Origin of the sequence: Pseudomonas cichorii, assembly GCF_018343775.1 — a bacterium.
Lineage (GTDB): Bacteria > Pseudomonadota > Gammaproteobacteria > Pseudomonadales > Pseudomonadaceae > Aquipseudomonas > Aquipseudomonas cichorii.
In genome coordinates, this window is record NZ_CP074349.1 from 1,546,625 (window position 1) to 1,567,646 (window position 21,022).

Below are 21,022 nucleotides of genomic sequence, written 5' to 3' on the forward strand. Positions count from 1 at the left end.
GGCCTGCGCATTGTCTTCATTGCAAGTGACGGTCAGCCTTTCAGGAAGGCTTCCAGCGGTGCCGATTTGTCGCCATAAGGTGCGCGCATTCGCAGGTTTGCAGCGCCGTCTTCACTCTGGATGACGACAGGTTTGGCATGGGTAAAGCGTCTGAAACCGTGGACGCCATGGTAAGCGCCGATACCCGATGCTCCTACTCCACCAAACGGCAGGGTGTCGATGGACACATGGCTCATCACATCGTTGACCACCAGCGCGCCTGAAGTGGTTTGGAGTGCAAAGGCGTGCTGTCGTTCGCTGTCATTGCCGAAGTAATAGGCCGCCAGCGGGCGCGGGTTGGCATTGATGTAGGCCACCGGCTCGGCGCGGTCGGTGTAGGTCTTGACCGGTAGCAGCGGGCCGAAAATCTCTTCCTGCATGACCTGCATGTCATCGTTCACATCCAGCAGCAGGTGAGGCGCGATCTTGCGTGTCTTGGCATCGAAGCCCGGTTCACCTTCCGGCGCCAGATTGACGATGGTTGCACCTTTGCTGCGCGCATCATCGATCAGGCCCACGAGGCGTTCATAGTGACGCTGGCTGATGATGGACGTGTATTCCTGATTGCTCTGGATGCTCGGGAAACTGTTGGTAACGAAGCTTTTGCCAGCGGCGGTCAGTGCCTCGACCTGCGACTTCGGAATCATCATGTAGTCCGGTGACAGGCAGATCTGGCCAGCATTGAACGTTTTGATCGTCAGGGTGCGTTCTATTGCCGTGCGGATATCGAAGTCCTCATCCACCACAACAGGCGACTTGCCGCCCAGTTCAAGGGTAACCGGGACGAGATTTTCAGCCGCAGCCCGCATCACATGACGTCCCACCGTGGTGCTGCCGGTAAAGACCAGGTGATCGAAAGGCAGTCCGCTGAACGAGGCGCCCAGATCGGCATCACCCAATACCACTGCCAGTTCCAGTGGGTCGAAGTAGCCTGCGATCAGTTCTGCCAGCAGCTCGGAGGTTCTGGGCGTCAGCTCGGATGGTTTGAGCATGGCGGTATTGCCGGCTGCAAACACACCGGCCAGTGGGCCGAATGACAGGTTGATCGGGAAATTCCAGGGGCTGATGACGCCCACAACGCCTAGAGGCTGTTGCTGAATCCAGGCCTGCATGCCTGGCCCGGGAGCAGCAACCTGTTCAGGTTTCATCCACTCGGCCACATGCTCGGCAGAGTGCTGGAGCATTTTTACCGTCATGACGGTATCAGCCATCAGTGACTGGTAAAGGCTGCGATTACCGAAGTCGGCATTGATGGCTTTGCCAATGGCTTCATGGTTGTCGCTGAGCAGTTTGGCGCCACGTATCAAGCGGTCCTGACGCAGCTTCGCATCAGCAGGACCTGCCGCTGTGTGGGCACGTTTCATGTTCAGCAACAGGGCTTTCAATTCTTTGGTGTCTGGCTGGAAAGGCATGGTTTCTGCTCCTTGGCTACGGACGTGGTGTGGATGACGCTGAGCTGAACATGCAGATCGACCAACATGGGTCTATTTGATCTGGTATAAAAAAATGTTCGGTACAGGTCAGTCATTTCGTCGTTCATGAGCGCTTTTCTCAAACGATGTGGCTATCTTATGGGCACCCAGGCCTGATGTATAACAACGGCTTTTTTGCACCGTCATAAAATAATTTATGGGATATGTATGTCTCTTGTTCGTTTGAGGACCTTTATCGAGGTTTACCGGCAGCGCTCGATCAGTGGCGCGGCGCGGACCTTGAGCCTGACTCAGCCTGCGGTGTCGCAGCATATTTCCGGGCTCGAGGCGGCGATCGGCAGGAGCCTGTTCGAGCGTCAGTCGCGGGGTGTCGAGCCTACGTCCGCAGCGGATGAACTGGCGGCGGATATCGGTGACAAGCTGGATGCAGCGGAAGCTGCGCTGTCATCGGCCAGGGCGCGTTCGGTAGAGTTGGCTGGTGCGTTGCAGATCATTGGGCATGCCGATGTTCTGGCTGAAGTGGTTGCCAGGCAATTGCTGCCTTTGCTTGAGGTCGGCATTCGTATCAGGATGCAGAGCGGCAATCAGGAATCGATCACGCATATGCTGATCGAAGGCCACTGCGATCTCGGGATTTCCGCCGCGCCGCCCAATAATAAGCGCCTGCGCAGTGAACTGATGTTTGTCGATGACGTGTTGGCGGTGGCTGCGCCTTCGGTGGTTCAGCGTCTTGCAAGTGCGCCGGACTTCAAACAGGCATTGCTGGAAGAGCCGGTGCTTGCCTACAACCTGGACCTGCCGCTTATCGATGGCTGGCTGGAGGTGAACCGGATAGACGCGCCGAAACTGATGCCGGCCATGGTGGGGCAGGATTTGCGCAGCCTGTGCAATCTGCTCAAGGAAGGGTTTGGCTGGAGCGCGTTACCGGCTTATTTATGCGGGCCTTACATTGCGCGGGGTGAGTTGCAGGAAATACCGGCCCCGATTGGCCCGTCCAGTCGCGAATATTATTTGCTATGGATCCCCAGCGCCTTGCGTCAACCGCGTGTAGCCCATGCCAGACAATCCCTGTTGTGGCGGTTGCGGGCTGATCGGCAAAAAACCGGGGAAGAATGAGCTGGCCGCTTGTTGAGTATGTGTCCGGCGGCCAGCGTTTCAAGGTCGAGCTTACATCCGGAACTGCAACACCAGTTGATTAAGGCCGACAGCCAGTTGCGACAGCTCTGCGCTGGCAGCTGAAGTCTGATTGGCGCCTGTGGCGTTTTGAGTCGAGAGGTCGCGGATGCTGGTCAGGTTGCGATCCACTTCACGAGCCACTTGCGCCTGTTGCTCGGTGGCCGAAGCGATGCTCGTGTTGCGCTCGTTGATCTGCACGATGGCTGCCGTGATTTCCGCCAGCGCATGACCTGCCGCCTGGGCAACTTCGAGACTGGCGCGAGCCTGCTCGCTGCTGTGTCCCATGGCGCTTACGGCCTTGCTGGCGCCGCCCTGAATGGACGAAATCATTTTTTCGATCTCGGCAGTCGACTGCTGGGTGCGATGAGCCAGTGCCCGGACTTCATCGGCAACCACCGCAAAACCACGACCGGCTTCACCCGCCCGTGCTGCTTCGATGGCGGCGTTCAGCGCCAGCAGGTTGGTCTGGTCGGCGATGCCGCGAATCACATCCAGAACCCCGCTGATGCTTTGCACTTCGACGGCCAGGCCATCGATTTCAACGGCGGTGGTGCCAACCGACTCATGCAGTTCGTTGATCGCACTGACGGTTTCGTTCACGCGCCTGCGGCCATTTTCTGCTGACTTGCTGGAGTCCTGTGCGGCAGTCGAGGCCAGTACCGCGTTGTGAGCGACCTCTTCGACCGCTGCACTCATCTGATTGATTGCAGTGGCTGCCTGGTTGATTTCATCGTTCTGACGCTGAACACCGCGCAGGGAGTCCTCCGTCACGGCCGACAACTCTTCGGAAGTGGAGGCCAGTTGGTTGGAGGAATTACCCAGTTCACTCAGCGTACGACGCAGGTTTTGCTGCATGATCGAGAGAGCGGCCAGCAGGCGGCCCGGTTCGTCCTGGCCGTCAACGGCAATGGGTTTGCTGAGGTCATTGGCCGAAATCTGCTCGGCCACCGCCAGTGCCTTGGCAATCGGAGCGGTCAGGCTGCGGGTAAAGATACCGGCCAATGCCAGCGTGGCTGCAAGCGCGACCAGAATGGCAATGATCGTGACATTGCGGGCCTGGGCGTAGGTGTTGTCGGCGGCAACATCGGACTCCGCGACCTTGAGGTCGGACAGGCGTGAAATCTCGGCGATGTCCTTGGCCAGCAGGTCGGCGGCCAGAGTCATCTCACCGTTCGACTGGGTCAGTGCGGTGATGACGTCCTCGCGTTTTTGCGAGACGGCCTCCAGATATCGTGAATGTATGGCCAGATAGCTGTTCAGGTTGCGGGACATGCTGTCGTATGTCTTCTTGCCTGCATCGGTGACCAGAAGGGATTGCAGCTTGCGGACATCTGTCTCAAGGCTGCTGCGGGCCTGGGTGACACGTTGCTGCGCAGCGTTGGTTGCACTGACATCCTGCGCCAGGCGCAAGCCGCTGTTGCCAAGGCGGATGGTCAAAAGATCATTCTTGATCTGATCGACTGCCTGAACGGTGGGTAATACGTTGTCTTGCAGTGTTTCCCGGGACTCTTTCAAATTGGAGGCTTGCATCAGTGAGAACAGCCCGAGTGCTGTAATCAGCAAGGCAAAAAAGCCAAAGCAGAGCAATGACCGTGGTGCGATGTTGAGGTTTCTGAAAGTCATGGGAAGTGCCGTCGATAGGGAGTTGACAGTCTGAAACTATCGACCTGAAGCGGTTCAGCTTTAGAAAATCGACGAAATTCATCTATATGAGGCCGCAGAAATCATTAATCGTCTGCGGTTATGATGGCGTCTTGAACGGTCTGCAGGAGGTAATCAGGCAATGGGCACACATGCAGTGAGTGGCAATGATGAGTGATTGCTGGGCGGTTCTGGCGCTGCCTGACGATGCCGATGAGCGCAGTATCAAGCGCCAGTATGCGCGACTGCTCAAAAGCAATCGTCCTGATGAGGATGTCGAGGGCTTTCAGCGTCTGCGGGAAGCTTATGAGCGGGCTCTGCATATTGCTCGCTATCGGGAGGAGAGCGATGACGATGAGGTTGCCGAGCCGACCGGGCAAGTGATGCCGGCTCCGCACGATACATCGCCGCCATGGCTGGCGCTTGTTGATCAGGCCGACGTCGACAATCTGCATGAACTGCGCCTTCAGGCCCGGACGCTGGGTTGCGCACAAGGCTTCGAGCTGGGATTGCTGCTGCGGTGTCTTGCCGATCCCGAACGCGAGATCGAACTGGCCCAGGCCGCGACTCAGCAGTTGAACTGGCTGACGCCCTGGCAAGAAGTGCCTATGGATGGTGAGCAGGCTGCAAGGCTGACTCAGATCCTGCTCGACGCCCGTCAGGCCCAATTGCAGGTTCAACTGCAGGCTGGCGAGGAGGGCGGTTTCATCGATGCGCTGCAGGCGCTGCGTCAACAACCCTGGCTGGCTTCGCTGGAGCGCAGCGAGCATTTGCAGAGCTGGGTCATGATTCTGTTGCACAACACGGCGGGTTGGGGTTCGACTTTGTTCGGGCAGGTGTGCTCCTTGTTTGGTTGGGATGCGAAGAAAGACCTGCATCCAGAGCCTGCCTTTATCTGGCAGCATTTGCTTGATCGCGTTGAAAAGGATGATTTTGTCCGGCACCTGCAGCGTCTGCTCGGTAAGAAGCCGTTCAGCGCCGAGGGGCGCGCCGTGCATTTGTTGCTGGGGGCGTATAGCGCTGTCGAACGCAGGCGAATGGCCAGGGCTGAAGATGACAATGTGCGCGTTATCTGCAAGCGGCTGGTCGAGCAAATGACGCTGCGCTATCCCGGTGTTCTCGAGGCCTTTCCCGATGCCGATCTTGAATGCTGGAAGCGGGTGCATGAGCCTTTTTCCCCTGAGGTCAGGCGCTGGCTGGGGCTTGCGGCATTGCCTGTTGTTTTGCTGTTCGGCCTTTCGCTGTATTTCCAGAGGGATCAGGATCTGTGGTTTCTGATTCTGTATCCCTTGCTGATGGTTCCGGGTCTTATGTTGTACATGTATGTATGGCGCCCGCTCTGTGAGGTTGTTGCGACACTGGATGAATGGCTGAGTATTCGTCTTCTGCCTGATGTCATCAGCGGGCCGACCGCGAACGCCAAGGTGGTGCAGCACGCACTGCCGCTGACTGTCATGGGTGGGGTGATGGCGTGGAAAGGCGGCGGGCTTGGGTTGGCGCTTCACTGTTTCGTGACGCTGATATGGATAGCGTTCGCTCCTTATCGCTATCCCAGGCCCTATGCCGCCCTGAAGCGGTTCTTCCGGGCCAGGAAAATGATGTTGGGAGGCGTGTTTCTTGGCGCTTTCTTCTGCATGCTTGCTGCTGGCTTCTTCGCCATGTCACAACCTGGAGGCACCAGGGAGCGAGCCGCTGCATCCCAAGGCAGTTACCAGTCCGACTGCAACCCCGATAACCTGCGCCGGACAATGTCACAGGCCTGTCAGACCGCTCTCGACTCCAAAGAGTGTGTCCAGAGTGAATGGGCGAAGAGGATTCACGCTTGCGGGTTCGTCGCCGAGGTGGTGAAAAAGACGCTGGAGACGAAGGCGGGCAAGTGATCGGCGGGCTGCTTGCTTATATAGCTATATAAGCAGGTACCCGGTATTTCGGGATATGTAGAAAAAGCTGTGAAAAAGCGTTTGACACAGCCTTCGGGTCCTGTAGAATCCGCCTCCCGCTGACGAGCAACCTGAGGTTGATCGAAGCGCAAGTGGTTGAAGTTGCAAAGGAAACTTTGAAACTTGTTGAAATAACCGCTTGACAGATACAGAGGGCGCTGTAGAATGCGCGCCTCGGTTGAGACGAAAGGCTCAACCCACCGCTCTTTAACAACTGAATCAAGCAATTCGTGTGGGTGCTTGTGGTGTAAGACTGAAGTCAACAGATTATCAGCAACGCAAGTTACTCCGCGAGAAATCAAAGATGTAACCAACGATTGCTGAGCCAAGTTTAGGGTTTTCTCAAAACCCAACGATGTTTGAACTGAAGAGTTTGATCATGGCTCAGATTGAACGCTGGCGGCAGGCCTAACACATGCAAGTCGGGCGGCAGCACAGGTACTTGTACCGGGTGGCGAGCGGCGGACGGGTGAGTAATGCCTAGGAATCTGCCTGGTAGTGGGGGATAACGCTCGGAAACGGACGCTAATACCGCATACGTCCTACGGGAGAAAGCAGGGGACCTTCGGGCCTTGCGCTATCAGATGAGCCTAGGTCGGATTAGCTAGTTGGTGAGGTAAAGGCTCACCAAGGCGACGATCCGTAACTGGTCTGAGAGGATGATCAGTCACACTGGAACTGAGACACGGTCCAGACTCCTACGGGAGGCAGCAGTGGGGAATATTGGACAATGGGCGAAAGCCTGATCCAGCCATGCCGCGTGTGTGAAGAAGGTCTTCGGATTGTAAAGCACTTTAAGTTGGGAGGAAGGGTCGTTACCTAATACGTGACGATTTTGACGTTACCGACAGAATAAGCACCGGCTAACTCTGTGCCAGCAGCCGCGGTAATACAGAGGGTGCAAGCGTTAATCGGAATTACTGGGCGTAAAGCGCGCGTAGGTGGTTCGTTAAGTTGGATGTGAAATCCCCGGGCTCAACCTGGGAACTGCATCCAAAACTGGCGAGCTAGAGTAGGGCAGAGGGTGGTGGAATTTCCTGTGTAGCGGTGAAATGCGTAGATATAGGAAGGAACACCAGTGGCGAAGGCGACCACCTGGGCTCATACTGACACTGAGGTGCGAAAGCGTGGGGAGCAAACAGGATTAGATACCCTGGTAGTCCACGCCGTAAACGATGTCAACTAGCCGTTGGAATCCTTGAGATTTTAGTGGCGCAGCTAACGCATTAAGTTGACCGCCTGGGGAGTACGGCCGCAAGGTTAAAACTCAAATGAATTGACGGGGGCCCGCACAAGCGGTGGAGCATGTGGTTTAATTCGAAGCAACGCGAAGAACCTTACCAGGCCTTGACATCCAGTGAACTTACCAGAGATGGTTTGGTGCCTTAGGGAACACTGAGACAGGTGCTGCATGGCTGTCGTCAGCTCGTGTCGTGAGATGTTGGGTTAAGTCCCGTAACGAGCGCAACCCTTGTCCTTAGTTACCAGCACGTGATGGTGGGCACTCTAAGGAGACTGCCGGTGACAAACCGGAGGAAGGTGGGGATGACGTCAAGTCATCATGGCCCTTACGGCCTGGGCTACACACGTGCTACAATGGTCGGTACAGAGGGTTGCCAAGCCGCGAGGTGGAGCTAATCTCACAAAACCGATCGTAGTCCGGATCGCAGTCTGCAACTCGACTGCGTGAAGTCGGAATCGCTAGTAATCGCGAATCAGAATGTCGCGGTGAATACGTTCCCGGGCCTTGTACACACCGCCCGTCACACCATGGGAGTGGGTTGCACCAGAAGTAGCTAGTCTAACCTTCGGGGGGACGGTTACCACGGTGTGATTCATGACTGGGGTGAAGTCGTAACAAGGTAGCCGTAGGGGAACCTGCGGCTGGATCACCTCCTTAATCGACGACTCAGCTTCACCATAAGCTCCCACACGAATTGCTTGATTCATTGAAGAAGACGATTGGGTCTGTAGCTCAGTTGGTTAGAGCGCACCCCTGATAAGGGTGAGGTCGGCAGTTCGAATCTGCCCAGACCCACCAATTGTTTGGGGCCATAGCTCAGCTGGGAGAGCGCCTGCCTTGCACGCAGGAGGTCAGCGGTTCGATCCCGCTTGGCTCCACCACCTCATGTCAAAGCTTAGAAATGAGCATTCCACCGAAACGGTGCGTGAATGTTGATTTCTGATCTTTATCAGAATCGTTCTTTAAAAATTTGGGTATGTAATAGAAAGTTAGACTGGACCGCACTTTCACTGGTGTGTGTTCAGGCTAAGGTAAAATTTGTGAGTGAATTGCAAATTTTCGGCGAATGTCGTCTTCACAGTATAACCAGATTGCTTGGGGTTATATGGTCAAGTGAAGAAGCGCATACGGTGGATGCCTTGGCAGTCAGAGGCGATGAAAGACGTGGTAGCCTGCGAAAAGCTTCGGGGAGTCGGCAAACAGACTGTGATCCGGAGATGTCTGAATGGGGGAACCCAGCTGTCATAAGACAGTTATCTTGTACTGAATACATAGGTGCAAGAAGCGAACCAGGGGAACTGAAACATCTAAGTACCCTGAGGAAAAGAAATCAACCGAGATTCCCTTAGTAGTGGCGAGCGAACGGGGACCAGCCCTTAAGTGGCTTTGAGATTAGCGGAACGCTCTGGAAAGTGCGGCCATAGTGGGTGATAGCCCTGTACGCGAAAATCTCTTGGTCATGAAATCGAGTAGGACGGGGCACGAGAAACCTTGTCTGAACATGGGGGGACCATCCTCCAAGGCTAAATACTACTGACTGACCGATAGTGAACCAGTACCGTGAGGGAAAGGCGAAAAGAACCCCGGAGAGGGGAGTGAAATAGATCCTGAAACCGTATGCGTACAAGCAGTGGGAGCCCACATTGTTGGGTGACTGCGTACCTTTTGTATAATGGGTCAGCGACTTATATTCAGTGGCAAGCTTAACCGAATAGGGGAGGCGTAGCGAAAGCGAGTCTTAATAGGGCGTTTAGTCGCTGGGTATAGACCCGAAACCGGGCGATCTATCCATGGGCAGGTTGAAGGTTAGGTAACACTGACTGGAGGACCGAACCGACTACCGTTGAAAAGTTAGCGGATGACCTGTGGATCGGAGTGAAAGGCTAATCAAGCTCGGAGATAGCTGGTTCTCCTCGAAAGCTATTTAGGTAGCGCCTCATGTATCACTGTAGGGGGTAGAGCACTGTTTCGGCTAGGGGGTCATCCCGACTTACCAAACCGATGCAAACTCCGAATACCTACAAGTGCCGAGCATGGGAGACACACGGCGGGTGCTAACGTCCGTCGTGAAAAGGGAAACAACCCAGACCGTCAGCTAAGGTCCCAAAGTCATGGTTAAGTGGGAAACGATGTGGGAAGGCTTAGACAGCTAGGAGGTTGGCTTAGAAGCAGCCACCCTTTAAAGAAAGCGTAATAGCTCACTAGTCGAGTCGGCCTGCGCGGAAGATGTAACGGGGCTCAAACCATGCACCGAAGCTACGGGTATCACCTTCTGGTGATGCGGTAGAGGAGCGTTCTGTAAGCCTGTGAAGGTGAGTTGAGAAGCTTGCTGGAGGTATCAGAAGTGCGAATGCTGACATGAGTAACGACAATGGGTGTGAAAAACACCCACGCCGAAAGACCAAGGTTTCCTGCGCAACGTTAATCGACGCAGGGTTAGTCGGTCCCTAAGGCGAGGCTGAAAAGCGTAGTCGATGGAAAACAGGTTAATATTCCTGTACTTCTGGTTATTGCGATGGAGGGACGGAGAAGGCTAGGCCAGCTTGGCGTTGGTTGTCCAAGTTTAAGGTGGTAGGCTGAGATCTTAGGTAAATCCGGGATCTTAAGGCCGAGAGCTGATGACGAGTGTTCCTAGAACACGAAGTGGTTGATGCCATGCTTCCAAGAAAAGCTTCTAAGCTTCAGGTAACCAGGAACCGTACCCCAAACCGACACAGGTGGTTGGGTAGAGAATACCAAGGCGCTTGAGAGAACTCGGGTGAAGGAACTAGGCAAAATGGCACCGTAACTTCGGGAGAAGGTGCGCCGGTGAGGGTGAAGGACTTGCTCCGTAAGCTCATGCCGGTCGAAGATACCAGGCCGCTGCGACTGTTTATTAAAAACACAGCACTCTGCAAACACGAAAGTGGACGTATAGGGTGTGACGCCTGCCCGGTGCCGGAAGGTTAATTGATGGGGTTAGCGCAAGCGAAGCTCTTGATCGAAGCCCCGGTAAACGGCGGCCGTAACTATAACGGTCCTAAGGTAGCGAAATTCCTTGTCGGGTAAGTTCCGACCTGCACGAATGGCGTAACGATGGCGGCGCTGTCTCCACCCGAGACTCAGTGAAATTGAAATCGCTGTGAAGATGCAGTGTATCCGCGGCTAGACGGAAAGACCCCGTGAACCTTTACTATAGCTTTGCACTGGACTTTGAATTTGCTTGTGTAGGATAGGTGGGAGGCTTTGAAGCGTGGACGCCAGTCTGCGTGGAGCCATCCTTGAAATACCACCCTGGCAACTTTGAGGTTCTAACTCAGGTCCGTTATCCGGATCGAGGACAGTGTATGGTGGGTAGTTTGACTGGGGCGGTCTCCTCCTAAAGAGTAACGGAGGAGTACGAAGGTGCGCTCAGACCGGTCGGAAATCGGTCGTAGAGTATAAAGGCAAAAGCGCGCTTGACTGCGAGACAGACACGTCGAGCAGGTACGAAAGTAGGTCTTAGTGATCCGGTGGTTCTGTATGGAAGGGCCATCGCTCAACGGATAAAAGGTACTCCGGGGATAACAGGCTGATACCGCCCAAGAGTTCATATCGACGGCGGTGTTTGGCACCTCGATGTCGGCTCATCACATCCTGGGGCTGAAGCCGGTCCCAAGGGTATGGCTGTTCGCCATTTAAAGTGGTACGCGAGCTGGGTTTAGAACGTCGTGAGACAGTTCGGTCCCTATCTGCCGTGGACGTTTGAGATTTGAGAGGGGCTGCTCCTAGTACGAGAGGACCGGAGTGGACGAACCTCTGGTGTTCCGGTTGTCACGCCAGTGGCATTGCCGGGTAGCTATGTTCGGAAAAGATAACCGCTGAAAGCATCTAAGCGGGAAACTTGCCTCAAGATGAGATCTCACTGGAACCTTGAGTTCCCTGAAGGGCCGTCGAAGACTACGACGTTGATAGGTGGGGTGTGTAAGTGCTGTGAGGCATTGAGCTAACCCATACTAATTGCCCGTGAGGCTTGACCATATAACACCCAAGCAATCTGCGAAGAGCGGATTGCGGTGTAGTGAAGATGACGAACCGAAAGTTTGCGCCACACACAGATTACCGAAACACCTCTATTACACACCCATTCGCGGGTACGTACCCAAGTACGCACCGGCTACCGAATTTCTTGACGACCATAGAGCATTGGAACCACCTGATCCCATCCCGAACTCAGCAGTGAAACGATGCATCGCCGATGGTAGTGTGGGGTTTCCCCATGTGAGAGTAGGTCATCGTCAAGATTCAAATTCAGAACCCCCATCTGCGAACGCAGGTGGGGGTTTTGTCTTTCTGGTCTTCGACCAAGGACGAAACAGTGGGGGCGGCTTGCCAGCGACAGAACCTAAGAAGCCGGAATCGAAGTCCGCGTCTGGCGAATGTCGCGTGAAGGTGGCGCGCCGAAGTGTCGGGCGTACTCGCGGCTGAATTGTGAAACGCTTTCATATCCCACTCGCAATGCCGCTGTATTGGCGTCCAGCCGCTCCGTCAGCATCAGGCTACGTGCTGCATGCAGGCGCAGTGTCTTCTGATACTGCAATGGGCTGGTGCCGGTGAGCTGGCGGAAGTTATGGTGCAGGGTCGAGCCAGCCATACCCGCAATTTCAGCGAGTTCGGCTATGCGCAACGGTTTGGCATAGTTGCGCTTGAGCCAGTCAATGACCCTCACGATTCCCCGTGAGCGATACCCTTCCCGTACGATCCAGCGCAGCCAGCCTCCAGCTTCACTGAGAAGCAGCCGCAGACAGACCTCTCGCTTGACCAGCTCTGCCATGAGCGGAATCTCCTGAGGACGATCCAGCAAGCCCACCAGGCGGTTGAATACATCGATCAACTCATCCGATGCTTGTCCGGCGGCGTAGCAACGAGTCGGATGGGTGCTGCTCTCGACCACAGGCACGCTCTGAACAACATCGTGCAGAATCGCCATATCGAGTTTCAATACCACTGAGAGGTAAGGGCGCTCGGCACTGGCCTGGATGACTTTTGCGGTGGTGGGGATATCAATCGAGGTGACGAAAAAGCCGCCTGGCTCTGACAACAATTCGTCATGGCCGAATACGGTGTGCTTGGTGCCCTGAACAATCAGCGCCATGCAGGGTTCGTAGACGCAATAGGTCGGTAATCCAGGAGCCTCCATGCGGTAGAAGGTCAGGCCGTGAATGGCACTGTGGTGAGCCTCTCTACCGGCAGTATGGGCAAGCAACCGCGAAGTAAGCCGCTTTAGACCATCGCCTTCCCGAACGGGACTGAGGGCCGACAACGCCAACGATTGATTCATGAACGTAACCCTGCAAAGACCGAGGATTGCAGTGTGCGTAGAAGATGTCATCTGCTCAAGTGGGTCGGCAGGATTGTGCAAAAAGAGCATCGGATTGTGATCACGTCCCTCAAAACCGCTCGTCTATCTTGGGGTTCTCCCTGGTGTCCCCCCACGATATTGAGCAAGGAATCTGTGATGGATCGGCGTGATTTTCTCAGGCTTTCGGCAGGCGGCGCACTGGCGGCCACATGGCTGCCCATGGTGGGTAATGCCCAGACATTGACCAGCGTGCCAGTGGGTGAGCGCGGCAGCGTGCTGCCGACTCGTGGCAATGTGGTGCGCACAGCGCTGCAGACAAACCCGGCCCGGCACAACCTTCGTTACATGACGCCTTACCGCTTCGGCATGGGTGGGACGCAAATCGGTAATATCTTTGCCCCCATCAGCGATGAGCAGGCGGCAGCTGTCTTGCAATCGGCTTGGGATTCGGGCGTGCGGCTGTTTGATACATCGCCCTTCTATGGATTCGGCCTCAGCGAATATCGCCTCGGACGTTTCCTGCATAACCGCAACCCGGATGACTATGTCATTTCCACCAAAGTCGGGCGCGTCTTCAAGGCAGCAGGCAAGCCTCGTGGCGATAGCTCGATCTGGACGTCCCCGGCACCTTTTGAATACCGCTATGACTACACCGCTGCCGGAGCCAGGCGCTCTGTCGAGGACAGCCTGCAAAGGCTCGGCCTGGCGCGTATAGACGTGGTTTACATCCACGACCTGTCGCCGGACAACACGGAGTTGCAGGGTGGCTGGGAAGCGGCCTATGAAGTTGCCCGCACGGGAGCCATGCGAGAGCTGGAAAAAATGCGCGAAGAGGGGCTTATCAAAGCCTGGGGATTCGGAATCAACCGGCCTGACGCCGCTGTTCGTGCTGTAGAGCATGACGACCCTACGCCGGACATCGTCTTGCTGGCTTGCCAGTATTCCATTGTCGATCACGAACAGGCGCTTGACCGGACTCTGCCCGCATTGGCCAAAAAAGGCACAAGCGTGGTTGTCGGAACTCCGCTCAATGACGGATTCCTGGGAGGCGGTCGGCGTTTCAACTTTTCGACCGAATTGCCGCCCCTTGCTGTCGAACGTCGCACCAGACTGGCTGCCATAGCCGGTCGTCATGGCATCGACATGCGTACCGCCGCCTTGCAGTTTGCTGCCGCGCACCCGCTGGTGTCTGCCATCGTGCCCGGGTCACGCGTACCGGGACAGATCGCCAGTAATGCCCAGTCCATGAAAGTCGCCATCCCGGCTGACTTCTGGGCCGAACTCAAGCAGGAGCGCCTTATCGCCGGGCATGCTCCGGTTCCGAGCTGATGCGAATGTGATCCGCGCGCCGATGCTTCGCCATTCACTGTGCTGTGTTTATTAAATCTGGAGAGGCCTCATGCGAGACATCGCCCCCATCTATCGTCGTGATGCGTTGAAGTTGCTTGGAGCCGGTGCTGTCGCCTCGCTGGCGGGAACATTGTTGCCGTCGTCACTGGCCAGTGCAGCCACACCTGCTGCGGCCTTGCCCCCTGGCTTGATTACACGGCGCATACCCAGTAGCGCAGAGCTGTTACCCGCCATTGGTCTGGGCACCTTCCTGACGTTTGACGTTATTGCCGGTGAGCAACGCGAATTTGTCCGCCAAGTGTTGCAGGCATCCTGGGAAAAGGGCGTGCGCGTTATTGATACCTCGCCGTTGTATGGCACCGGGGAAGTCAGTGTGGGGGATTACGCCACAGCACTGGGGATCGGTGAACAGATTTTCATCGCCAACAAAATCTGGTCGACGGGGGACTTCCTGGCTGATGAAAGCCATGCACTGGCCAGCCTGAAGCAATCGGAAAGCCGCCTCTGGCGAAAACGGATCGATCTGATGCAATGCCATAGCCTGGTGAACGTTGAGGTCATTGCGCCGTATCTGAATGCCTGGAAGAAGGAAGGGTTGATTCGCTACACCGGAGTCACCCATTACCTGAACGACTATCTACAGGCGCTGCAAGGATGGGTGGAGAAGGGCGGGCTGGATTTCGTTCAGGTGCAATATTCGATTTTCAACCGCGCCGCCGAACAGCGAGTGTTGCCCGCTGCTGCCGACAAGGGCGTGGCGGTGTTGACCAATATGCCGTTTGAGAAAGCGCGTCTGTTCAAGCTGGTTGAGGGGCAAGAAGTACCGGCTTTTGCACACGAAGCCGGCATTCGTAGCTGGTCGCATTATTTCCTCAAGTGGGTCATCTCGCATCCGGCAGTGACCTGTGCACTGCCGGCAACCAGCAATCCCGAGCATGCTCGCGAGAATGCCTTGGCGATGTATGGCGAGTTACCCGACAAGGCCCTGCGCGAGCGCATGGTGCGGCATATCGAAGGGCTGCCAGGGTTTGGCGAACTGGCCAGGATGGCGCCTTATCCCGGCAAGCGTTATCCGGGAGTCATTGCGCGGGCTCAAGGAGCGTTACGCACTCGTCTGAGCGACGGATAAGGCCAGGCAATACGGGGCGGTGACGCCTTCGCGTACGCAACGCCCCAAAACCCATAAGAATCGCCGCCCTTGTTTATTGCCTTACGGACGCAAGTCGAATCATGAATCACCTGTCCATTGCCAAAGAGGCCCTTATTGCCCAGGCTCAGGCTATCGGCCAGTTGGCAGACCGCCTGGACGGGGAGTTTCAGCGTGCTGTTGAGCTCATCCTTGGTTGCAAAGGGCGTGCGGCTGTCTGTGGCATGGGCAAGTCCGGTTTGATCGGCAAAAAATGGTCGCCACATTCGTCTCTACCGGCACGCCGGGTTTCTTCCTGCATCCGGCAGAGGCCTTTCATGGCGACCTGGGTATGCTCAAGCCTGTCGATGTTCTGATTCTGATCAGCTACAGCGGCGAGACTGAAGAAGTGGTCAAGCTGATCCCAAGCCTCAAGTCGTTTGGCAACCCGATCATTGCAATGACGGGCAACGGTAAATCCACGTTGGCCAGGCCTGCATTCGCCTGCTGCGCTGGTGAGCCATGCGACCAGCTTTCACGATTGTCTGCTGATGATGACCCAAAGCCTTCTGGGGCAGGCTCTGGTCGTGGAGCAGGGCGCTCTGGTCGAGATATTTGACTGAGCGCTGTTATCGATCCGAGTTATTGAACGCTGTCATCTCCTGCAACAGCAGCGTCATGAGCCGGCTGGCACCGACACTGAGCTGACGCCCCAGGCGGCTGATCAGATGAGTCTGGGGGCTGCTGAACACTTCATGCTGCAAGGGCAGGGCCAGCAGTTTTCCGGCTTTCATTTCCTCTTCGATCACGAAGGTGGGCAGCAGCGTGACGCCGCCATGCATGGCGAAGTGTTTGAGCATGGAAAAGGTGTTGCAGGTCAGTACCGGTTTCACTGAAACGCCCAGTTGATGCTCGGCCTGCAGCAGAATCTGGCGGATGCCGTAGGACACGCTTGGCAGAGCCAATTGATAACGATCCAGGCCCTTGAGTTCGAGAGGACCTTTTTCCTGAGCCAGTGGATGATCAGGGCTGGTCACCACGCAGACGGGTTGCCGTTGATGGGCATGAGAGCGGATTTTCGGGTCGGCAGCCGGGTTGAAGACCAGACCGATATGCGCTTCATCCTCCACCACCTGACGAATCACTTCATTACTACCGCAGACGTTTACGATCAGTTCTATCCTGGGATAGAGCAACGAGAACTTTGCCAGCGGTTGCGCCAGGCTTTCCAGGAAACCTTCCCCCGATACCAGCGTGACCGAACCGCTGTGCAGCCCGCGCAACGCCTGAATGGACTCCAGCAACACTTCCTGCTGGGTGAGCCGTTGCCGGTAATACGCCAGCACCTTGTCGCCCGCTTCGGTGGGTTTGACGCCCCGGCGATGCCTTTCCAGCAGCGGTGAGCCCAGCTCCTGTTCCAGTTGGGCGATCTGACGGCTGACGGCAGAAGGCGCGACGTTCAGGAAATCAGCCGCAGCCCGGACACTGCCCAGGCGCACTGCTTCGAAGAAATAAAGAATCCGCCGATCCTGAACGAGGCTCATGATTTTTCCTGTGTTGCGGTAAAGGCAACATAAATTCAATTTTTTGATTATTGCTGATGGGTGTCAGCGCTGTCCATACTCGATCCATAGGCAAACGGGAGGGTGTATGACAGCTCTTTGGCAACGTCTGCGCCAACAGGCGCAACAGCTTGGTGAACGTAATCCGGTGCTTGCCCTGTATGCACATAACCGGATGCTGGCGCACTCGTCCTTTGAGTCTGCGCTGGCAGCCAATCTGGCCCACCAGCTACAGGACAAAGTGCCTGATGCCGATCTGCAGAGCTGGTTTACGGCCATCCTGCGGTCCAATCCGGCCATCGCCGAAGCAGCGGCTGCCGACATCAATCATCTGGTCATCGTCAATCCTGCCTGCCCCGACCACCTGACTGCATTTCTGACCTTTCGCGGTATCCAGGCCGTGCAGGCCTATCGCATCGCTCATTCGCTCTGGAACGACGGCGATATCCAGAGTGCCGTTCTGTTGCAGAACTGGGCGGCCAGTGCCTGGAGTATCGATATTCATCCGGCCGCCCGGCTCGGCAAAAAACTGTTCGTCGATCACGGCATCGGGCTGGTGATTGGCGAGACTGCTGTGGTCGAGGATGAAGTCAGCCTCTGGCATGGCGTCACCCTGGGCAGCACGCTCAGCGAAGCCGGTGATCGTCACCCCAAAGTCCGTCGCGGTGCGCTGATCTGTGCCGGTGCGACCGTACTGGGCAATATCGAGGTGGGCGAGCGGGCCATCGTGGCCGCCAATTCCGTTGTACTCAAATCCGTGTCTGCGGGCGTCGTGGTGGCCGGTGCGCCCGCCAGACCCGTCGGCACGGCACCGGCTTCACTCGCTACCTTCACGACAAAATCACAAGAATAATGCAGGGATAGTTCATATATGACAGCCGTCGCTCAGTTTCCACAAGGTATCGATCATCCGCTGGTCACGGTGCGTGACCACGCCCATGTGTTGCAGCTCTATCGGAAAATGGGCTTCATGCCGTCCCCTGTCAGTTATCACCCATGGGGCAGCGTGACCTCGCTGATGATGTTTGAAAGCAATTTCATCGAACTGATCGGGATCGACGATCCGGCAAAGTTCGGCACCAACTCGGTCAACGGTTTCTGCTTTGGTCGCCAGTTGGGCGAGTTTCTGGACCGTGGCGAAGAGGGCGTTTCGCTGGTGGCCTTGCACAGCCAGGATGCGGACGCCGATCACGCACGTCTGGTCGAAGCAGGTCTGCCGAGCCAGGGGCGTATCGATTTTCGCCGCAGCATGACGTTGCCTGACGGTCGTCCCGATGAAGCGGTTGTGTCCCTGGGGTTGTTCATCGACCCGGCGCTGCCCGACGCCTCGAACTTTATCTGCCATCAGCACCGCCCCGAACTGATCTGGGTGCCAGGCTGGCAGAACCACTGCAATGGCGTGGACGGGATTTTCAGCGTGACCTACCTGGCTGATCCGGCAGAGCTTGAAGCGCGCTGGAAAGCCCTTTACGGCGACGCCGTCACCTACATCGGCAACGTGCTGCAAGCCGATACCCGTTGCGGCCTCCTGCGAGCCATGGATGCCGCCACCGCAGCCACTCAATACCCCGGCGTCAGGCTGCCCCACGCCGCCAGCGAGCGCGCCCATGCCATCGCCATCGGCCTGCATACCAAAAGCCTGGACACGGTGCGCTTCATCCTCGAACACAACGAAGTACCTCACGAACAAGTGCCAGGCCGCGTCATGGTGCAACCCGAAGCGGCGGGCAACGTCATCCTTGAATTTGTACAAAACCTTTAACCGAGATGCGGAACATGACTTTGAAAGTAGGTGTGATCGGACTGGGCAACATGGGCGGCGGCATGGCGGCCACCCTGGCGAGCAAAGGCTTCGATGTGAGCGGTTTCGACCTGTCTCAGGCCGCACTGGCGCAAGCCGAGAGCAAAGGCGTCAAGCCGGTTTCCGACCGCAAGCAACTGATCCAGGACTCGGACATTCTGATCCTGTCGCTGCCCAAGGCCGAGCATGTCGAGTCGGTTTGCCTGGGCGAGGGCGGCATCATCGAGTTCGGGCGCAAGGGGCTGGTCGTCGTCGATACCACTACGTCCACCCCGGAAATGAGCCGCAAGGTCGCGGCCGAGCTGTTGAAAACCGGCGTGGCCTTTATCGATGCCCCGGTTTCCGGCGGCCCCAAAGGCGCAGCCACCGGCACCATGTCCATGGTGATCGGTGCTGAGGACGATGACCTGGCCCGTGTCATGCCTGTCCTTGAAGGAATGAGCGGCACCCGCGTTCACGTCGGACAGTGTGGCGCCGGCAACGTCGCCAAGATTGCCAACAACATGCTGGCGGCCTGCCACCTGATCAGCACCGCCGAAGCGGTCGCCATGGCGGCCAAGGCCGGCGTCGATCCGGAAAAACTGCTGCAAGGCCTCAACGCCGGTTCGGGACGCAGCGGCGCGACACAAGTCATGTTTCCGACCTGGGTGCTCAACAAAGCCTACGATTCCGGTTTCACCATGGGCCTGATGCGCAAGGATGTGGGGCTGGCCAGCGATCTGGCGGACAGCCTGGACATGGAGCTGCCGCTGTCGCGTGTGGTCGCACAACTGTGGAAAGCCAGCAGCGAAACCCTGGCAGATAACGAAGACTTCTGCGCAATCGTGCAGCGTACCGATGCCCAACTTTACGGCCGTGGAGAGTAACCGATGAGCACTGCAAAAATCCTTGATCTGCTGCGTCCTTACTGGGGCGACCGCAGTGTCATTGCCAGCTACGTCGGCGGCGAATTCGTCGAAGGCCACGGTGCTCCGGTCGAAGTGCGCAACGCCCATGACGACAGCGTCCTGCTGAGTTTTCCTGATGCCGATGAGTCCCTGGTCGAACTGGCCGACAAGGCCGCGAAGGCCGCTCAGGCTCAATGGTGGGCACTGACCGCTCAGGCCCGTGGTCGGGCCATGTACCAGATCGGCTCCCTGATTCGCGAAGAGCAGGAAAACCTGGCCCAGATCGAATCCCTGACCGCCAACAAGCCGATTCGCGATGCGCGTGTCGAAGTGCTCAAAGTGGCCGAGATGTTCGAGTACTACGCTGGTTGGGCTGACAAGCTGCATGGCGAGATCATTCCGGTTCCGACCACGCACCTGAACTACGTGACCTACGAGCCCTTGGGCACCGTATTGCAGATCACGCCCTGGAACGCGCCGATCTTCACCTGCGGCTGGCAGATCGCGCCGGCGATTGCTGCCGGTAATGCGGTGATTCTCAAACCGTCCGAACTGACGCCCCTCAGCTCGCTGATGATCGGCGTGCTGATCGAGCGTGCGGGCGTGCCAAAAGGTCTGGTCAACGTCATTGCCGGTTTCGGCAATTCCATTGGTCAGGCCTTCATCGCCAAGGCCGACATTCGCAAGGTCGTGTTCGTGGGCTCGCCTGCAACCGGTCGCCATATTGCGGTGGCGGCGGCTCAGCGTTGCATTCCGGCGGTACTGGAGCTGGGCGGCAAGTCGGCCAATATCGTGTTTGAAGATGCCGATCTGGAAGTCGCCTTGCGCGGTGCTCAGGCGGCGATTTTCTCCGGTGCCGGGCAAAGCTGCGTATCCGGTTCGCGCCTGCTGGTGCAGGAATCGATCTTTGAAAAATTCACCAACGCCCTGGCCGTGGCTGCCACGCAATTCAAGGTCGGTGACCCCAGCGATCCGGAAACCCAGATCGGCCCGATCAACAACGCCAAGCAATACAACCATGTGAAAACCATGGTCGAAGGCGCACTCAAAGACGGCGCGAAGCTGGTTGGCAAAGAGGCCGATCCGATCCCGGACAAGCCGGGCTACTACGTCAATCCGACCTTACTGGCCGGCACCAACGACCTGTACTGCGCCCAGGAAGAAATCTTCGGGCCGGTGGTCGTGGCGATTCCGTTCAAGGACGAAGAAGACGCCATCCGCATCGCCAACGACAGCCGTTTCGGCCTGGCCGGTGGCGTCTGGACCCGTGATGTCGGTCGTGCCCATCGCGTTGCCAAACAGGTACGCGCCGGGACCTTCTGGGTCAATGGCTACAAGACCATTCACGTCAGCTCACCCTTCGGCGGTTACGGCGAAAGCGGTTATGGCCGTTCCTCGGGCCTCGATGCGTTGCGTGAGTACAGCGAAGTGAAAAGCGTCTGGGTTGAAACTGCCGCCAAGCCTGCTGCCAGTTTTGGCTATGGCGCGAGTCTGGAGTAACGGT

12 protein-coding genes, 2 tRNA genes, 3 rRNA genes and 2 pseudogenes are annotated in these 21,022 nt (G+C 56.9%); 14 read left to right on the plus strand and 5 right to left on the minus strand.

The genetic code is table 11. The features are described from left to right. Positions 1 to 32 precede the first annotated feature (32 nt). A complete protein-coding gene (locus KGD89_RS06985; RefSeq protein WP_025259083.1) occupies positions 33 to 1,451 on the minus strand; it encodes a coniferyl aldehyde dehydrogenase in 1,419 nt (472 codons plus the stop codon). A 228-nt stretch (positions 1,452 to 1,679) separates the two neighbouring features. On the opposite strand from KGD89_RS06985, the gene KGD89_RS06990 reads away from it, so the two are divergent. After that, on the plus strand, positions 1,680 to 2,588 hold the full coding sequence (locus tag KGD89_RS06990; RefSeq protein ID WP_025259084.1) for a LysR family transcriptional regulator: 909 nt from the start codon (positions 1,680 to 1,682) through the stop codon (positions 2,586 to 2,588). A 51-nt stretch (positions 2,589 to 2,639) separates the two neighbouring features. Here the strand turns inward: KGD89_RS06990 and KGD89_RS26330 are convergent, their stop codons facing one another. Further along, entirely contained in the window at positions 2,640 to 3,503 is an 864-nt protein-coding gene (locus KGD89_RS26330) for a methyl-accepting chemotaxis protein (RefSeq protein ID WP_371874317.1), read from the minus strand. A gap of 39 nt (positions 3,504 to 3,542) precedes the next feature. Then, a pseudogene (locus tag KGD89_RS26335) lies at positions 3,543 to 4,271 on the minus strand (MCP four helix bundle domain-containing protein); the annotation flags it as partial. Positions 4,272 to 4,456: 185 nt separating this feature from the next. Here KGD89_RS26335 and KGD89_RS07000 point away from each other — a divergent pair. The 6 genes from KGD89_RS07000 to rrf all read left to right on the plus strand — a co-directional run bounded on the left by KGD89_RS07000 (position 4,457) and on the right by rrf (position 11,734). Beyond that, positions 4,457 to 6,169: a J domain-containing protein gene (locus tag KGD89_RS07000; RefSeq protein ID WP_025259086.1), complete on the plus strand. Its 1,713-nt coding sequence runs from the start codon at positions 4,457 to 4,459 to the stop codon at positions 6,167 to 6,169. Between the two features lie 421 nt (positions 6,170 to 6,590). Then, positions 6,591 to 8,129 (plus strand): 16S ribosomal RNA (locus KGD89_RS07005). Between the two features lie 64 nt (positions 8,130 to 8,193). Next, positions 8,194 to 8,270, plus strand: a tRNA-Ile gene (locus tag KGD89_RS07010). 7 nt (positions 8,271 to 8,277) lie between these two features. Next, a tRNA-Ala gene (locus tag KGD89_RS07015) sits at positions 8,278 to 8,353 on the plus strand. 226 nt (positions 8,354 to 8,579) lie between these two features. After that, positions 8,580 to 11,471, plus strand: a 23S ribosomal RNA gene (locus tag KGD89_RS07020). 147 nt (positions 11,472 to 11,618) lie between these two features. Then, positions 11,619 to 11,734, plus strand: a 5S ribosomal RNA gene (gene rrf / locus KGD89_RS07025). Together the 16S, 23S and 5S rRNA genes with 2 tRNA genes alongside form the textbook arrangement of a ribosomal RNA operon. Positions 11,735 to 11,835: 101 nt before the next feature. Here the strand turns inward: rrf and KGD89_RS07030 are convergent. Continuing rightward, positions 11,836 to 12,771, minus strand: coding sequence for an AraC family transcriptional regulator (locus KGD89_RS07030; RefSeq protein WP_074568941.1), 936 nt, complete (start codon positions 12,769 to 12,771; stop codon positions 11,836 to 11,838). 366 nt (positions 12,772 to 13,137) lie between these two features. Between KGD89_RS07030 and KGD89_RS07035 the strand changes: the two genes are divergently transcribed. The 3 genes and pseudogenes from KGD89_RS07035 to KGD89_RS07045 all read left to right on the plus strand — a co-directional run. Continuing rightward, positions 13,138 to 14,121, plus strand: coding sequence for an aldo/keto reductase (locus tag KGD89_RS07035; protein ID WP_025259088.1), 984 nt, complete (start codon positions 13,138 to 13,140; stop codon positions 14,119 to 14,121). Positions 14,122 to 14,191: 70 nt separating this feature from the next. Then, on the plus strand, positions 14,192 to 15,271 hold the full coding sequence (locus KGD89_RS07040) for an aldo/keto reductase (RefSeq protein ID WP_025259089.1): 1,080 nt from the start codon (positions 14,192 to 14,194) through the stop codon (positions 15,269 to 15,271). Positions 15,272 to 15,372: 101 nt separating this feature from the next. Then, positions 15,373 to 15,882: pseudogene (locus KGD89_RS07045) on the plus strand (SIS domain-containing protein); the annotation flags it as partial. 15 nt (positions 15,883 to 15,897) lie between these two features. Here the strand turns inward: KGD89_RS07045 and KGD89_RS07050 are convergent. Beyond that, on the minus strand, positions 15,898 to 16,812 hold the full coding sequence (locus tag KGD89_RS07050) for a LysR family transcriptional regulator (RefSeq protein ID WP_025259091.1): 915 nt from the start codon (positions 16,810 to 16,812) through the stop codon (positions 15,898 to 15,900). 106 nt (positions 16,813 to 16,918) lie between these two features. On the opposite strand from KGD89_RS07050, the gene epsC reads away from it, so the two are divergent. From epsC to KGD89_RS07070, 4 genes are read left to right on the plus strand one after another with little or no spacing between them, the layout of a single operon-like run. Beyond that, positions 16,919 to 17,683 carry a serine O-acetyltransferase EpsC gene (gene epsC / locus KGD89_RS07055; RefSeq protein WP_025259092.1) on the plus strand — a complete coding sequence of 255 codons (765 nt, stop codon included), beginning with the start codon at positions 16,919 to 16,921 and terminating at the stop codon, positions 17,681 to 17,683. An 18-nt stretch (positions 17,684 to 17,701) separates the two neighbouring features. Continuing rightward, positions 17,702 to 18,592, plus strand: coding sequence for a VOC family protein (locus tag KGD89_RS07060; protein ID WP_025259093.1), 891 nt, complete (start codon positions 17,702 to 17,704; stop codon positions 18,590 to 18,592). Positions 18,593 to 18,606: 14 nt separating this feature from the next. Continuing rightward, positions 18,607 to 19,497 carry an NAD(P)-dependent oxidoreductase gene (locus KGD89_RS07065; protein ID WP_025259094.1) on the plus strand — a complete coding sequence of 297 codons (891 nt, stop codon included), beginning with the start codon at positions 18,607 to 18,609 and terminating at the stop codon, positions 19,495 to 19,497. A gap of 3 nt (positions 19,498 to 19,500) precedes the next feature. Further along, entirely contained in the window at positions 19,501 to 21,018 is a 1,518-nt protein-coding gene (locus KGD89_RS07070; RefSeq protein WP_025259095.1) for an aldehyde dehydrogenase family protein, read from the plus strand. Positions 21,019 to 21,022 lie beyond the last annotated feature (4 nt).

Coding starts and splice junctions, on each gene's coding strand:
- KGD89_RS07035 (WP_025259088.1), top strand. CDS start 13,138: ATGACGCCTTACCGCTTCGGCATGGGTGGGACGCAAATCGGTAATATC.
- KGD89_RS06985 (WP_025259083.1), bottom strand. CDS start 1,451: ATGCCTTTCCAGCCAGACACCAAAGAATTGAAAGCCCTGTTGCTGAAC.
- KGD89_RS06990 (WP_025259084.1), top strand. CDS start 1,680: ATGTCTCTTGTTCGTTTGAGGACCTTTATCGAGGTTTACCGGCAGCGC.
- KGD89_RS07000 (WP_025259086.1), top strand. CDS start 4,457: ATGATGAGTGATTGCTGGGCGGTTCTGGCGCTGCCTGACGATGCCGAT.
- KGD89_RS07030 (WP_074568941.1), bottom strand. CDS start 12,771: ATGAATCAATCGTTGGCGTTGTCGGCCCTCAGTCCCGTTCGGGAAGGC.
- KGD89_RS07070 (WP_025259095.1), top strand. CDS start 19,501: ATGAGCACTGCAAAAATCCTTGATCTGCTGCGTCCTTACTGGGGCGAC.
- KGD89_RS07060 (WP_025259093.1), top strand. CDS start 17,702: ATGACAGCCGTCGCTCAGTTTCCACAAGGTATCGATCATCCGCTGGTC.
- KGD89_RS26330 (WP_371874317.1), bottom strand. CDS start 3,503: ATGCAGCAAAACCTGCGTCGTACGCTGAGTGAACTGGGTAATTCCTCC.
- KGD89_RS07065 (WP_025259094.1), top strand. CDS start 18,607: ATGACTTTGAAAGTAGGTGTGATCGGACTGGGCAACATGGGCGGCGGC.
- KGD89_RS07050 (WP_025259091.1), bottom strand. CDS start 16,812: ATGAGCCTCGTTCAGGATCGGCGGATTCTTTATTTCTTCGAAGCAGTG.
- epsC (WP_025259092.1), top strand. CDS start 16,919: ATGACAGCTCTTTGGCAACGTCTGCGCCAACAGGCGCAACAGCTTGGT.
- KGD89_RS07040 (WP_025259089.1), top strand. CDS start 14,192: ATGCGAGACATCGCCCCCATCTATCGTCGTGATGCGTTGAAGTTGCTT.